The sequence below is a fragment of the Aquipuribacter aurantiacus genome (assembly GCF_051216895.1).
Lineage (GTDB): Bacteria > Actinomycetota > Actinomycetes > Actinomycetales > JBBAYJ01 > Aquipuribacter.
Map to the genome: position 1 here is coordinate 224,235 of NZ_JBPKAO010000002.1, position 12,136 is coordinate 236,370.

Consider the following 12,136-nt stretch of genomic DNA (forward strand, 5'->3'; position numbering starts at 1 on the left):
CACCAGGGTAGGTCCGCGCGCGGCGATCCACCCACCGCGCCTGTGGGCGAGGCGTCCGGGCCCACCCGGTCGCCGTAGGATCGACCGGAGCATGAGCACCCTCTTCGACGACCTTCCCCAGGTCCCCGTCCTCGGCGGGGTCCGTCAGCGGCACCCGGCCCCCGGCGGGGCCGCGGACCTCGACCTGCTGCTCGCCGACCTCAACCCCGCGCAGCGTGAGGCGGTCACCCACGCCGGGTCCCCGCTGCTGGTCGTGGCCGGGGCCGGTTCGGGCAAGACCCGGGTGCTGACCTACCGGATCGCCCACCTGCTGGGCGCGCGCGGTGTCCGCCCGGGCGAGGTGCTGGCCATCACGTTCACCAACAAGGCCGCGGCCGAGATGCGGGAACGGGTCGAGGCGCTCGTCGGTCCGCGGGCGGGCTCGATGTGGGTGTCGACGTTCCACTCCGCCGCGGTGCGCATCCTGCGCTACGAGTCCAAGCGCCTCGGGCTGCGCTCGCAGTTCTCCATCTACGACGCCGCCGACACCCAGCGCCTGGTCGGCATCACCGTCCGCGACCTCGACCTGGACCCCAAGAAGTACCCGGCGCGGGTGCTCGCGTCGCGGATCTCCACGCTGAAGAACGACCTGCTCGACCCGGACGACTACGCGGCCAGGGTGTCCGACGGCACGGCCGACGAGCTGGTCCTGCTGGACGTCTACCGCGGCTACACCCGACGGCTGCGGGAGGCGCACGCCCTGGACTTCGACGACCTGATCATGCAGGTCGTCCACCTGTTCCAGACCTTCCCCGAGGTGGCCGAGCACTACCGCCGCCGGTTCCGCCACGTGCTGGTCGACGAGTACCAGGACACCAACCACGCCCAGTACACGCTGGTCCGCGAGCTGGTGGGCGGCTACGAGAAGGAGCTGCCCGGCACCGACCAGCAGGTGGCCGACGCGGACGCCGTGACGCCCTCGGGGCCGACCGGGTCCGCCCCGCCCGTGGGGCCCAGCGAGCTGACGGTGGTCGGCGACGCGGACCAGTCCATCTACGCGTTCCGCGGCGCGACGATCCGCAACATCGAGGAGTTCGAGGCCGACTACCCGGACGCCCACGTCGTCCTGCTGGAGCAGAACTACCGCTCGACCCAGACCGTCCTCGACGCGGCCAACGCCGTCATCGGCCGCAACCCCGGCCGCAAGGACAAGAAGCTGTGGACCGCGTCCGGGCCGGGCGCGAAGATCGTCGGCTACGTCGCGGACTCCGAGCACGACGAGGCCGCCTTCGTGGTGGAGGAGATCGACCGGCTGCGGGACTCGCACGGTGCCTCCTACGGCGACGTCGCCGTGTTCTACCGGACCAACAACCAGTCCCGGGCGGTCGAGGAGGTGCTGGTCCGCACCGGGGTGCCCTACGTCGTCGTCGGCGGCACCCGGTTCTACGAGCGGCGTGAGATCAAGGACGCGATGGCCTACCTGCGGGCGCTGGCCAACCCGGACGACTCCGTCAACCTGCGCCGCATCATGAACGTCCCCAAGCGGGGCATCGGCGACCGGGCGGAGGCGTTGGTCGCGGGCCACGCCGACGGGCGACGGATCAGCTTCGGCGCCGCGCTGGCCCAGCTGGACGACGTCCCCGGTCTGGCCGCCCGCTCGTTCAACGCGGTCAAGGCGTTCACCGAGATGATGGACGAGCTGCGCACCGTCGTGGAGTCCGGCGCGAGCGTCGAGGCCGTGCTGGCCGCGGTGCTCGACCGCTCGGGGTACCTGGCCGAGCTGCGCGGCAGCGCCGACCCGCAGGACGAGGGTCGCCTCGACAACCTGTCGGAGCTGCTGGGTGTGGCGCAGGAGTACGACGTGGCCAACCCGGACGGCAGCCTGGCGGAGTTCCTGGAGCGGACGTCGCTGGTCGCGGACTCCGACGCCATCCCCGACCGGCCCGAGGGCGAGGACGGCGAGCCCCTGGGGCCCGCCGACGCCGGCCAGGTCACCCTGATGACGCTGCACACGGCCAAGGGGCTGGAGTTCCCGGTCGTGTTCCTGACCGGGATGGAGGACGGCACCTTCCCCCACATGCGGTCCCTGGACGACCCGGCCGGCATCGCCGAGGAGCGGCGCCTGGCCTACGTCGGCATCACCCGGGCCCGGGAGCGGCTGTACCTGTCCCGCGCCGGCGTCCGCAGCGCGTGGGGCCAGCCGCAGTACTTCCCGGCCAGCCGGTTCCTCGACGAGATCCCGAAGGAGCTCGTCGAGTGGAAGCGCGACGCCTCGGCGGTCGACGCCGCCGGGATGGGGATCCGGTCGGGGTCGGAGGCGTACAGCACCGGCCGGGCGCTGACCCCGGCCATGGCGCGCCTCGCGATGCGGCCCGGGACCCGGAGCACCGGCAACCGCGAGGTCGTCAGGCTGGAGCCGGGGGACCGGGTGAGCCACGACTCGTTCGGACTCGGGTCGGTGGTCACCGTCTCCGGCGAGGGCGACAAGGCCGTGGCGACGATCGACTTCCGCGGGCTGGGGGAGAAGCGGCTGCTGCTGCGCTACGCCCCGGTGGAGAAGCTGTAGGTCGCCTCAGACGTTCGCGCGCACCCAGTCCACGATGCTCGCCATCGTCGTCCCGGGCGTGAACACCATCGCGACGCCCTGCGCCTGCAGCAGCGGGATGTCGTCCTCGGGGATGATCCCGCCGCCGAACACGACGACGTCGTCGGCCCCGGCGTCCTTGAGCAGGGCGATGACCTTGGGGAACAGCGTCATGTGCGCGCCGGACAGCACCGACAGGCCCACGGCGTCCGCGTCCTCCTGCACCACGGCGGACACGATCTGCTCGGGCGTCTGGTGCAGGCCCGTGTAGACGACCTCGACCCCGGAGTCGCGCAGCGCCCGCGCCACGACCTTGGCTCCTCGGTCGTGCCCGTCCAGGCCCGGCTTGGCGATCACCACCCGCACGGGGGGTCGCTGCTGCTCTGCCTCTGACCGGCCCTGCTCGGGTGCCTGGTCGCGTGCCTTCTCTGCCACGTCGTCCACCCCTCGAGACTAGACCGCCGCAAGCACCCCCTGCGGCGCCGGGGAAGGGTGTGAGCACCGTCTCGTCGGGGCGCGCGGTGGCGGGCGCTACCGGCGATAGGGTTGCGCCGCGCGGTCACGGCGCTACGTCGCGTCCTGACCGCCCCCCGACGTCGACGACCCAGAGGACGTGAACCAGACGTGGACCTGTACGAATACCAGGCGCGCGACATGTTCGAGAAGCACGGCGTACCCGTGCTGGCCGGCGAGGTGGCCACCACCCCCGAGGAGGCGCGGGCTGCGGCCGAGCGCATCGGCGGGGTGGTCGTCGTCAAGGCCCAGGTCAAGGTCGGCGGCCGCGGCAAGGCCGGCGGCGTCAAGGTCGCGAAGACCCCCGACGAGGCCGAGGCCCACGCCCGCGCCATCCTCGGCATGGACATCAAGGGCCACACCGTCCACCGCGTGATGATCGCCCAGGGCGCGGACATCGCCGAGGAGTACTACGTCTCCTTCCTGCTGGACCGCTCCAACCGCACCTGGCTGGCCATGGCCAGCAAGGAGGGCGGGGTCGAGATCGAGACCCTCGCCGTCGAGCGCCCCGAGGCCCTCGGCCGGGTGGCGGTCGACGCGCTGGCGGGCGTGGACGCGGCCAAGGCGGCCGAGATCGCGGCGGCCGGCGGCTTCACCGGTGAGCTGGCCGACAAGGTCGCCGGCGTCCTGGAGAAGCTGTGGACGGTGATGGTCGAGGAGGACGCGACCCTCGTCGAGGTCAACCCGCTGGTGTCCACGGGCACCGGCGAGGTGCTCGCGCTGGACGGCAAGGTGACGCTGGACGAGAACGCCGAGTTCCGGCAGGCCTCCCACGCCGCCCTCGTCGACTCCTCCGCCGAGGACCCGTTGGAGCAGGCCGCGAAGGAGAAGGGCCTCAACTACGTCAAGCTCGACGGCTCCGTCGGCATCATCGGCAACGGCGCGGGTCTGGTCATGAGCACCCTGGACGTGGTGGCGCAGGCCGGCGAGAAGCACGGCGGCGTCAAGCCGGCCAACTTCCTCGACATCGGCGGCGGCGCCTCGGCCGAGGTGATGGCCAACGGGCTGGAGATCATCATCTCCGACGCCCAGGTCGAGAGCGTGTTCGTCAACGTGTTCGGTGGCATCACCTCCTGCGACGCGGTCGCCAACGGCATCGTCAGCGCCTTCGAGCTGCTGGCCTCGCGCGACGAGCACGTCACCAAGCCGTTGGTGGTGCGTCTGGACGGCAACAACGCCGAGCTCGGCCGGTCGATCCTGACCGAGGCCGCGCTGGACGGTGTCGAGCAGGTCGACACGATGGACGGCGCGGCAGACCGCGCCGCCGAGCTGGCAGCTGGCTGAGAGGGCACGAGCAGACGTGGCAATCTTCCTGACAGGTTCATCCAAGGTCGTCGTGCAGGGCATGACCGGCTCCGAGGGGCGCAAGCACACCCAGCGGATGCTGACCTCCGGCACCACCGTCGTCGGCGGGGTCACCCCCGGCAAGGGCGGCCAGAGCGTCGAGTTCACCGGGCCGGACGGCTCGGGAGTGCAGCTGCCGGTGTTCAACTCCGTCGGTGAGGCGATGAGCGCCACCGGGGCCGACACGACCGTCATCTTCGTGCCCGCCAAGTTCACCCGCGGCGCGGTCGTCGAGGCCGTCGAGGCGCAGATCCCGCTGGCGGTCGTCATCACCGAGGGCGTCCCGGTCAAGGACTCCGCGGAGTTCTACCAGCTCGCGGCGAACTCGGGCACGACCCGGCTGATCGGCCCCAACTGCCCCGGCCTCATCAGCCCCGGCCTGGCCAACGCGGGGATCATCCCGGCCGACATCACCCAGGCCGGCCCGATCGGGCTGGTCAGCAAGTCCGGCACGCTGACCTACCAGATGATGTACGAGCTGCGGGACCTCGGGTTCACGACCTGCGTCGGCATCGGTGGCGACCCCGTCATCGGCACCACGCACATCGACTGCCTCGAGGCCTTCGAGGCCGACCCCGACACCAAGGCGATCGTCATGATCGGCGAGATCGGCGGGGACGCCGAGGAGCGGGCGGCGGCCTACATCAAGGACCACGTGACCAAGCCGGTCGTCGGATACGTCGCCGGGTTCACCGCGCCCGAGGGCAAGACCATGGGCCACGCCGGCGCGATCGTGTCCGGCTCCGCCGGCACCGCGGCGGCCAAGGCCGAGGCGCTGGAGGCGGTCGGCGTGCGCGTCGGTCGCACCCCGAGCGAGACGGCCCGTCTGATGCGGGAGATCATCACCGCCGGCTGACCGTCCGCGACACCCCGGCGGCCGGGTCCGACCTCACGTGGTCGGGCCCGGCCGTCGGCGTCGGGGGCCCTCACCCCGGATCGCCCCCCCGTCGTCGCGTGTCGCTCGTCCGCCGCGGCCCTCGGGCCGCGACCATGGTCCGGTGAGTGGCGTCCGCACCGACCGAACCCGACCCGGTGCCGGCGGACGACCGCGCGGCACCGGCCCGTCCCGTCGGGGCGGCAGCGGCTCCTCCGTCGCCCCGCCCGCCCGCCCGGCCCCGCGCCCGACGCCGCCCGGTGGGCGTCGCAGGCCCTGGGCCGCCGCCTTCGCCGACCTGCGGCTGGCCGTGTCGCACGCTGTCGGTGCGGTGGCGGTCGGGCTGCTCGCCTGCGTCGGTCTGGTGGTGCTGGGCTGGGCGACCGAGGCGTCGTCCGGGACGTCCTGGTGGCAGGCGGTGCGGCTCGGCGCGGACCTGTGGCTGCTGGCCCACCTCGGCGAGCTGGCCGTCGTCAGCGAGGTCGTCTCGTCCACCTCCCCGGCCGACCCGGCCACGCTGGTCCCGGGCACGGTGTCCCTGGCCCCGCTCGGGCTGTCCCTGGTCGCGGCCACGCTGGCCTGGCGGGCCGGACGGCGCACGGCCCGGCGGTGCACCCCGGTCCGGTCGCTCCTGCTCTGCCTGGCGGTGGCCGCCGTGTACGCCGGGGCCGCGTGGGGCCTCGCCTGGGCCGTCGACACCGCGGTGCTGGCCCCGGTGCCGTCGGCCTGCGCGGTCGGCGCGGCCGTCCTCGCCCTGCTGGGCTCCGCCGCCGGGGTGCTGAGCGTGCACGGCGGGTCCCTGACCGACCGGCTGCCCCACGTGGTGGCCGTCCAGCTGCGGCGCGTGCTCCCCGCCGCGGGTGTCGCGCTCGCGGTCTGGCTGCTGGCGGGAGCCGTGCTGCTGGCCGTCGGGCTGCTGCTCGACCTGCCCACGGCCGCCGGGGTGCACGGTGCCCTGGCGCCCGGTGCCGTCGGGGGGCTGCTCCTGCTGCTGGCGCAGGTCGCCTACCTGCCCGGTGCGACGGTGTGGTCCGGGTCGGTCCTCGCGGGTCCCGGCACGCGGTTCTCCGACGGGGTGGTCACCCTGTCCGGCTCCACGGTGGTGGACGTCCCGGCCGTCCCGCTGCTGGCCGCCCTGCCCGTCCCGGGGCCCTTCCCGCTGTGGGCCTACCTGGGCCCGCTGCTCGTGGTCCTGGCGGGAGCGCTCGCGGGCTGGCACACCCACCGGGACCCCAGCAGCCGCGGGGCCACGCTCACCGACCGGCTCGCCGACGCCGTGGCGGTCGCCGCGCTGGTCGGCATCGCCGTCGCCGGCCTCGTGCGGGTGTCCTCCGGGGCGCTGGGGCCGTGGGCGCCGCTCGGCCCCGACCTGCTGCTCGTGGTCGCCGCGGTCACCGCGGAGGTGCTGGTCGGGGGTCTGCTGGTCGGGGCGGCGCTGCACCTGCTCTCCGGTCGACCGATCGGACGCCGCCGGTCCGACCTGCGCCGCGCCGGAGCCGCGGGCGCGGCCGGGGTGCGGGCCGCGGGGGCCCGCGCGGTCGGGTCGATCAGCTCCCGGGGACGCTGACGCCCAGCTGCTCGATCCGGTCGAACAGCTCGTCGTCGCACCGTTCCAGCGCCGTCCGGGTGAGGGCTCGGTCGCGGCACGACTCCTGGTCCTGGACCAGGGGGTAGGCCGCCAGCATCGCCACCTGGACCACGGTGAGGACGACGGCGACGACGACCCCGACGAGCACCAGGACGCCACCGGTGGGGCCGGGGGGCAGACCGTCACGGTTCCCGGTGCGGTGGGCCCGGACCGCACGCAGCGCCCGGATGCCCTGCACCAGGGCCAGCACCGAGAACACCAGCCCGGCCAGGCGCCACGGCAGCGGCAGCGTCCGGGTGAGCTCGGCCCCCAGCAGCAGCAGGAACATCTCCAGGGCGAGCCGGACGTGCGGCTGGTTGAGGGTGCCGCCGACGGTCCTCGTGCTCCCGCTGCCACCGTCCGCTGCCACGGCACGATGGTCGCAGACGTGGGCGTCGTGGCCGGAGGCGCACCCTCGTCCCGTCTACCCTGGCGCCCGTGCCCCGTCTCGTCGTGCTCGCCTCGGGCACCGGAAGCCTGTTCTCGACGCTGGTCGACGCCGTGGCCGCGGGGACCGTGCCGGCCGAGCTGGTCGCGCTCGTCACCGACCGGCCCTGCGCGGCGCTGGACCGGGCCGCCGAGGCCGGGGTCGACGCGGTCACCGTGGTGCCCCGGGACTTCGAGGACCGTGCGGCCTGGGACGCGGCGCTGGCGCAGCGGCTGGTGGCCCTGCGTCCGGACTGGGTGGTGAGCGCCGGCTTCATGCGCATCCTGGGACCGGCGGTCCTGGCGGCGTTCCCGCAGCGCATCGTCAACACCCACCCCGCCCTGCTGCCGTCCTTCGCGGGGGCCCACGCCGTCCGGGACGCCCTGGCCTACGGCGTCAGGGTGACCGGCTGCACCGTCCACCTGGTCGACGAGGGCACCGACACCGGCCCGGTCCTGGCGCAGCGGGCCGTGGACGTCCGCCCCGACGACGACGAGCAGACGCTGCACGAGCGCATCAAGGTGGTCGAGCGCGAGCTGCTCGTCCAGGTGTGCGCCGGCCTGCTGGCCGACGGCACGACCGTCACGGGGCGGCACGCCTCCTGGTGGCCTCCCGCCGCGGACGGGGACGCCGCGGCGCGTCGATAGGCTCGTGGCCGTGACCCAGCAGACCTCCCCGTCCGAGGCGGGCCGCCGCCCCGTCCGTCGCGCCCTCGTCAGCGTCTACGACAAGACCGGGCTGGAGGACCTCGCCGCCCGGCTGCACGCCGCCGGCGTCGAGATCGTGTCCACCGGCTCGACCGCCGCCCGGGTCGCCGCCGCGGGGGTGCCCGTCACCGGCGTCGAGCAGGTGACCGGGTTCCCCGAGTGCCTGGACGGCCGCGTGAAGACGCTGCACCCCGGGGTGCACGCGGGTCTGCTGGCCGACCGCCGCAAGCCCGACCACCTGGAGCAGGTCGCCGAGCTGGGGATCGACCTGTTCGACCTGGTGGTGGTGAACCTGTACCCGTTCGCCGCGACGGTCGCCTCGGGGGCGGCGCCGGACGCGGTCGTCGAGCAGATCGACATCGGCGGTCCGGCCATGGTGCGGTCCTCGGCCAAGAACCACCCCAGCGTCGCCGTGGTCGTCGACCCGGCCCGCTACGACGAGGTCGTGGCCGCGGTCGAGGGCGGCGGGTTCACCCTCGCCGAGCGGACCCGGCTCGCCGCAGCCGCGTTCGCGCACACCGCGGCGTACGACGTGGCCGTGGCGACCTGGTTCGCCGAGCAGGTCGCGGCCGCCGACGAGGCCGTCGCGCGCGCGGCCGCCGAGCCGGGGAGCCCGCCGGCCCGGGTGGCCCCGGCCTTCACCGGCACGGTCGGCACGCTCGTGGCCGGGCTCCGCTACGGCGAGAACCCGCACCAGCAGGCGGCGGTGTACGCGACCGGCGGCGGGACCGGCGGCCTGGCCGGCGCCGAGCAGCTGCACGGCAAGGCCATGTCGTACAACAACTTCGTCGACACCGACGCGGCCGTGCGCGCCGCCTACGACCACGTCGTGCCCGCCGTCGCGATCATCAAGCACGCCAACCCCTGCGGCATCGCGGTGACCGGTCCGGCCGTCGGTCCGCCCGGCAGCACCACGGACGAGATCGCCGACGCCCACGCCCGCGCCCACGCCTGCGACCCGGTGAGCGCCTTCGGCGGCGTCGTGGCCGCCAACCGTCCGGTCACCCGCGCGATGGCCGAGCAGCTGGCCGAGGTGTTCACCGAGGTCGTCGCGGCCCCGGCCTTCGACCCCGACGCGCTGGAGGTGCTGACGGCCAAGAAGAACGTGCGCCTGCTCGTCGTCCCCGCCCCCACGGGGACCGGCCAGGAGTGGCGGCGCATCGACGGGGGGCTGCTGGTCCAGCAGGTCGACGAGGTCGACGCGGCGGGCGACGACCCCACCGGCTGGACGCTGGCCGCCGGACCCGAGCTGGACGAGGCCGGTCTGGAGGAGGCGGCGTTCGCGTGGCGGGCGGTCCGCGCCGTCAAGTCCAACGCCATCCTGCTCGCCCGCGACGGGGCGTCGGTCGGCATCGGCATGGGCCAGGTCAACCGGGTCGACTCCTGCCGGCTCGCGGTCGCCCGCGCGGGGGAGGACCGGGCCCGCGGGTCCGTCGCGGCCTCGGACGCGTTCTTCCCGTTCGCCGACGGCGTCCAGGTGCTGCTCGACGCCGGTGTCCGCGCCGTCGTGCAGCCGGGCGGGTCGGTGCGCGACGCCGAGGTCGTGGCCGCGGTCGAGGCCGCCGGCGCCACGATGTACCTGACGGGTGTCCGCCACTTCGCCCACTGATCCGCCGCTCGGCACCACGGACCTCACCCGCCCCGGGCAGCGGCGCCCGCCTCCCGGGGTGGGAGACGGGCGCCGGGGGCGGGTGGGTCAGGAACCCAGGAGGCCCATGCCGGCGACGGCGTCGCGCTCCTCGGTGAGCTCGGCGACGCTGGCGTCGATGCGGGCGCGGCTGAAGTCGTCGAGCTCCAGACCCTGGACGATCGAGTGCTCCCCGCCCGAGCAGGTCACCGGGAAGGAGCTGATGAGACCGTCCGGGACGCCGTAGGAGCCGTCGCTGGGCACGGCCATCGAGGTCCAGTCGGCCGCGGGCGTGCCGTGCACCCAGTCGCGGACGTGGTCGACCGCGGCGCTGGCCGCGCTGGCGGCGGACGACGAGCCCCGCGCCTCGATGATGGCGGCGCCCCGCTTCTGCACGGTGGGGATGAAGGTGCCCTCCAGCCAGGCCTGGTCGTCGACGACCTCGGCCGCGACCCGGCCGCCGACCTCGGCGCGGAACAGGTCGGGGTACTGCGTCGCGGAGTGGTTGCCCCAGATGGTCATGCGGCGGATGTCGGTGACCGGTGCACCGGTCCTCGCCGACAGCTGCGCCAGGGCACGGTTGTGGTCCAGCCGGGTCATCGCCGTGAAGCGCTCGCGGGGCACGTCGGGGGCGTTGTTCATGGCGATGAGCGCGTTGGTGTTGGCCGGGTTGCCCACCACGAGGACCTTGAGGTCGTCGGCGGCGTGGTCGTTCAGCGCCTTGCCCTGCCCGGTGAAGATGGCCCCGTTGGCGGACAGCAGGTCGCCGCGCTCCATGCCCTTGGTGCGAGGACGGGACCCGACGAGCAGCGCCACCTGGGCGCCGTCGAAGGCGACGGCCGGGTCGTCGCTGATCTCGATGCCGGCCAGCAGCGGGAACGCGCAGTCGTCGAGCTCCATCGCCACGCCCGAGGCCGCGCCCAGCGCCGGGGTGATCTCCAGCAGCCGGAGCCGCACGGGGGTGTCCGGGCCGAGCATGGCGCCGCTGGCGATGCGGAACAGGAGGCTGTAGCCGATCTGGCCGGCGGCGCCCGTCACGGCGACGGTCACGGGGGATGTGCTGGCGGGGGTGGTCACGACGATCTCCTCGACGAGTCGGTGTGCGGAAGTCTCCCCCGCGACGCTAGCGGCTGCGCCCGGTCGTGAGCGGCTCGGAGCGGTCCCGTCGTTCGTTAGGCTCGTCACGCAACCAGACCCGATGAGGAGATGCATCCACCAATGGCGAAGATCAAGGTCAACGGGCCCGTCGTCGAGCTCGACGGCGACGAGATGACGCGGATCATCTGGCAGTTCATCAAGGACCGCCTGATCCACCCCTACCTCGACGTCGACCTCAGGTACTTCGACCTGGGCATCGAGAGCCGGGACGCGACCGACGACCAGATCACGGTCGACGCCGCCCGGGCGATCCAGGAGCACGGCGTCGGCGTCAAGTGCGCCACCATCACGCCGGACGAGGCGCGGGTCGAGGAGTTCGGCCTGAAGAAGATGTGGGTGTCGCCCAACGGCACGATCCGCAACATCCTCGGTGGCGTCGTCTTCCGCGAGCCCATCATCATCAGCAACATCCCGCGCCTGGTGCCGGGCTGGACCAAGCCGATCATCATCGGCCGTCACGCCCACGGCGACCAGTACAAGGCCACCAACTTCAAGGTCCCCGGCGCCGGCACGCTGACCATGACGTACACCCCGGCCGACGGCTCCGCGCCGATCGAGCACGAGGTCGTGAAGTTCCCCGAGGACGGCGGCGTCGCCATGGGGATGTACAACTTCAACAAGTCCATCGAGGACTTCGCCCGCGCGTCGCTCGCCTACGGCCTCAACCGCGGCTACCCGGTCTACATGTCGACGAAGAACACGATCCTCAAGGCCTACGACGGCGCCTTCAAGGACATCTTCGAGGACGTGTTCAACGCCGAGTTCAAGGCCGACTTCGACGCGGCCGGCCTCACCTACGAGCACCGCCTCATCGACGACATGGTCGCCGCGGCCATGAAGTGGGAGGGCGGCTACGTCTGGGCCTGCAAGAACTACGACGGCGACGTGCAGTCCGACACCGTCGCGCAGGGCTTCGGCTCGCTCGGCCTGATGACCAGCGTCCTGATGACCCCGGACGGCCGGACCATGGAGGCGGAGGCCGCCCACGGCACCGTGACGCGCCACTACCGCCAGCACCAGCAGGGCAAGCCCACCTCGACCAACCCGATCGCGTCGATCTTCGCGTGGACGCGGGGCCTGGCCCACCGTGGTCGCCTCGACTCCACCCCCGAGGTCGTCGGGTTCGCCGAGGCGCTCGAGCAGGTCGTCATCGAGACCGTCGAGAACGGCCAGATGACCAAGGACCTCGCCCTGCTCATCAGCAAGGACCAGCCGTACCTCAGCACCGAGGAGTTCCTCGGCGCGCTCGACGAGAACCTCGCCGCCAAGCTCGGCTGAGCGCACGCACCCGTTCGT

The 12,136-nt window shown here is 73.5% G+C and carries 10 protein-coding genes; 7 read left to right on the forward strand and 3 right to left on the reverse strand.

The window, feature by feature from the left end; translation table 11 throughout:
* The first annotated feature begins 91 nt into the window (after positions 1–91).
* Positions 92–2,545, forward strand: a complete 2,454-nt coding sequence (gene pcrA / locus ACR80Q_RS03860) for a DNA helicase PcrA (protein ID WP_435376230.1) — start codon at positions 92–94, stop codon at positions 2,543–2,545.
* A 6-nt stretch (positions 2,546–2,551) separates the two neighbouring features.
* On the opposite strand, the gene icmB is transcribed toward pcrA, so the two are convergent.
* Positions 2,552–2,929 carry a coenzyme B12-dependent isobutyryl CoA mutase small subunit gene (icmB, locus tag ACR80Q_RS03865; protein WP_435376439.1) on the reverse strand — a complete coding sequence of 126 codons (378 nt, stop codon included), beginning with the start codon at positions 2,927–2,929 and terminating at the stop codon, positions 2,552–2,554.
* A 258-nt stretch (positions 2,930–3,187) separates the two neighbouring features.
* Here icmB and sucC point away from each other — a divergent pair, with 258 nt between their 5' ends.
* The 3 genes from sucC to ACR80Q_RS03880 all read left to right on the forward strand — a co-directional run bounded on the left by sucC (position 3,188) and on the right by ACR80Q_RS03880 (position 6,861).
* Positions 3,188–4,360: an ADP-forming succinate--CoA ligase subunit beta gene (gene sucC / locus ACR80Q_RS03870; protein WP_435376231.1), complete on the forward strand. Its 1,173-nt coding sequence runs from the start codon at positions 3,188–3,190 to the stop codon at positions 4,358–4,360.
* Between the two features lie 16 nt (positions 4,361–4,376).
* Positions 4,377–5,276: a succinate--CoA ligase subunit alpha gene (gene sucD, locus ACR80Q_RS03875; protein ID WP_435376232.1), complete on the forward strand. Its 900-nt coding sequence runs from the start codon at positions 4,377–4,379 to the stop codon at positions 5,274–5,276.
* 142 nt (positions 5,277–5,418) lie between these two features.
* A complete protein-coding gene (locus ACR80Q_RS03880; RefSeq protein WP_435376233.1) occupies positions 5,419–6,861 on the forward strand; it encodes a cell division protein PerM in 1,443 nt (480 codons plus the stop codon).
* Here ACR80Q_RS03880 and ACR80Q_RS03885 read toward each other — a convergent pair.
* Entirely contained in the window at positions 6,842–7,291 is a 450-nt protein-coding gene (locus ACR80Q_RS03885; RefSeq protein ID WP_435376234.1) for a hypothetical protein, read from the reverse strand. The genes ACR80Q_RS03880 and ACR80Q_RS03885 overlap by 20 nt on opposite strands.
* Before the next feature lie 68 nt (positions 7,292–7,359).
* Between ACR80Q_RS03885 and purN the strand changes: the two genes are divergently transcribed.
* Both purN and purH read left to right on the forward strand, forming a co-directional pair.
* The gene (gene purN, locus ACR80Q_RS03890; protein ID WP_435376235.1) at positions 7,360–7,995 is read left to right on the forward strand and encodes a phosphoribosylglycinamide formyltransferase; all 636 of its coding nucleotides are present in this window, start codon (positions 7,360–7,362) and stop codon (positions 7,993–7,995) included.
* Positions 7,996–8,005: 10 nt separating this feature from the next.
* Positions 8,006–9,664: a bifunctional phosphoribosylaminoimidazolecarboxamide formyltransferase/IMP cyclohydrolase gene (gene purH, locus ACR80Q_RS03895; protein WP_435376236.1), complete on the forward strand. Its 1,659-nt coding sequence runs from the start codon at positions 8,006–8,008 to the stop codon at positions 9,662–9,664.
* An 87-nt stretch (positions 9,665–9,751) separates the two neighbouring features.
* Here purH and ACR80Q_RS03900 read toward each other — a convergent pair whose 3' ends face one another.
* A complete protein-coding gene (locus ACR80Q_RS03900) occupies positions 9,752–10,759 on the reverse strand; it encodes a malate dehydrogenase (RefSeq protein ID WP_435376237.1) in 1,008 nt (335 codons plus the stop codon).
* A gap of 141 nt (positions 10,760–10,900) precedes the next feature.
* Here ACR80Q_RS03900 and ACR80Q_RS03905 point away from each other — a divergent pair, with 141 nt between their 5' ends.
* Positions 10,901–12,118 carry an NADP-dependent isocitrate dehydrogenase gene (locus ACR80Q_RS03905; RefSeq protein ID WP_435376238.1) on the forward strand — a complete coding sequence of 406 codons (1,218 nt, stop codon included), beginning with the start codon at positions 10,901–10,903 and terminating at the stop codon, positions 12,116–12,118.
* Positions 12,119–12,136 lie beyond the last annotated feature (18 nt).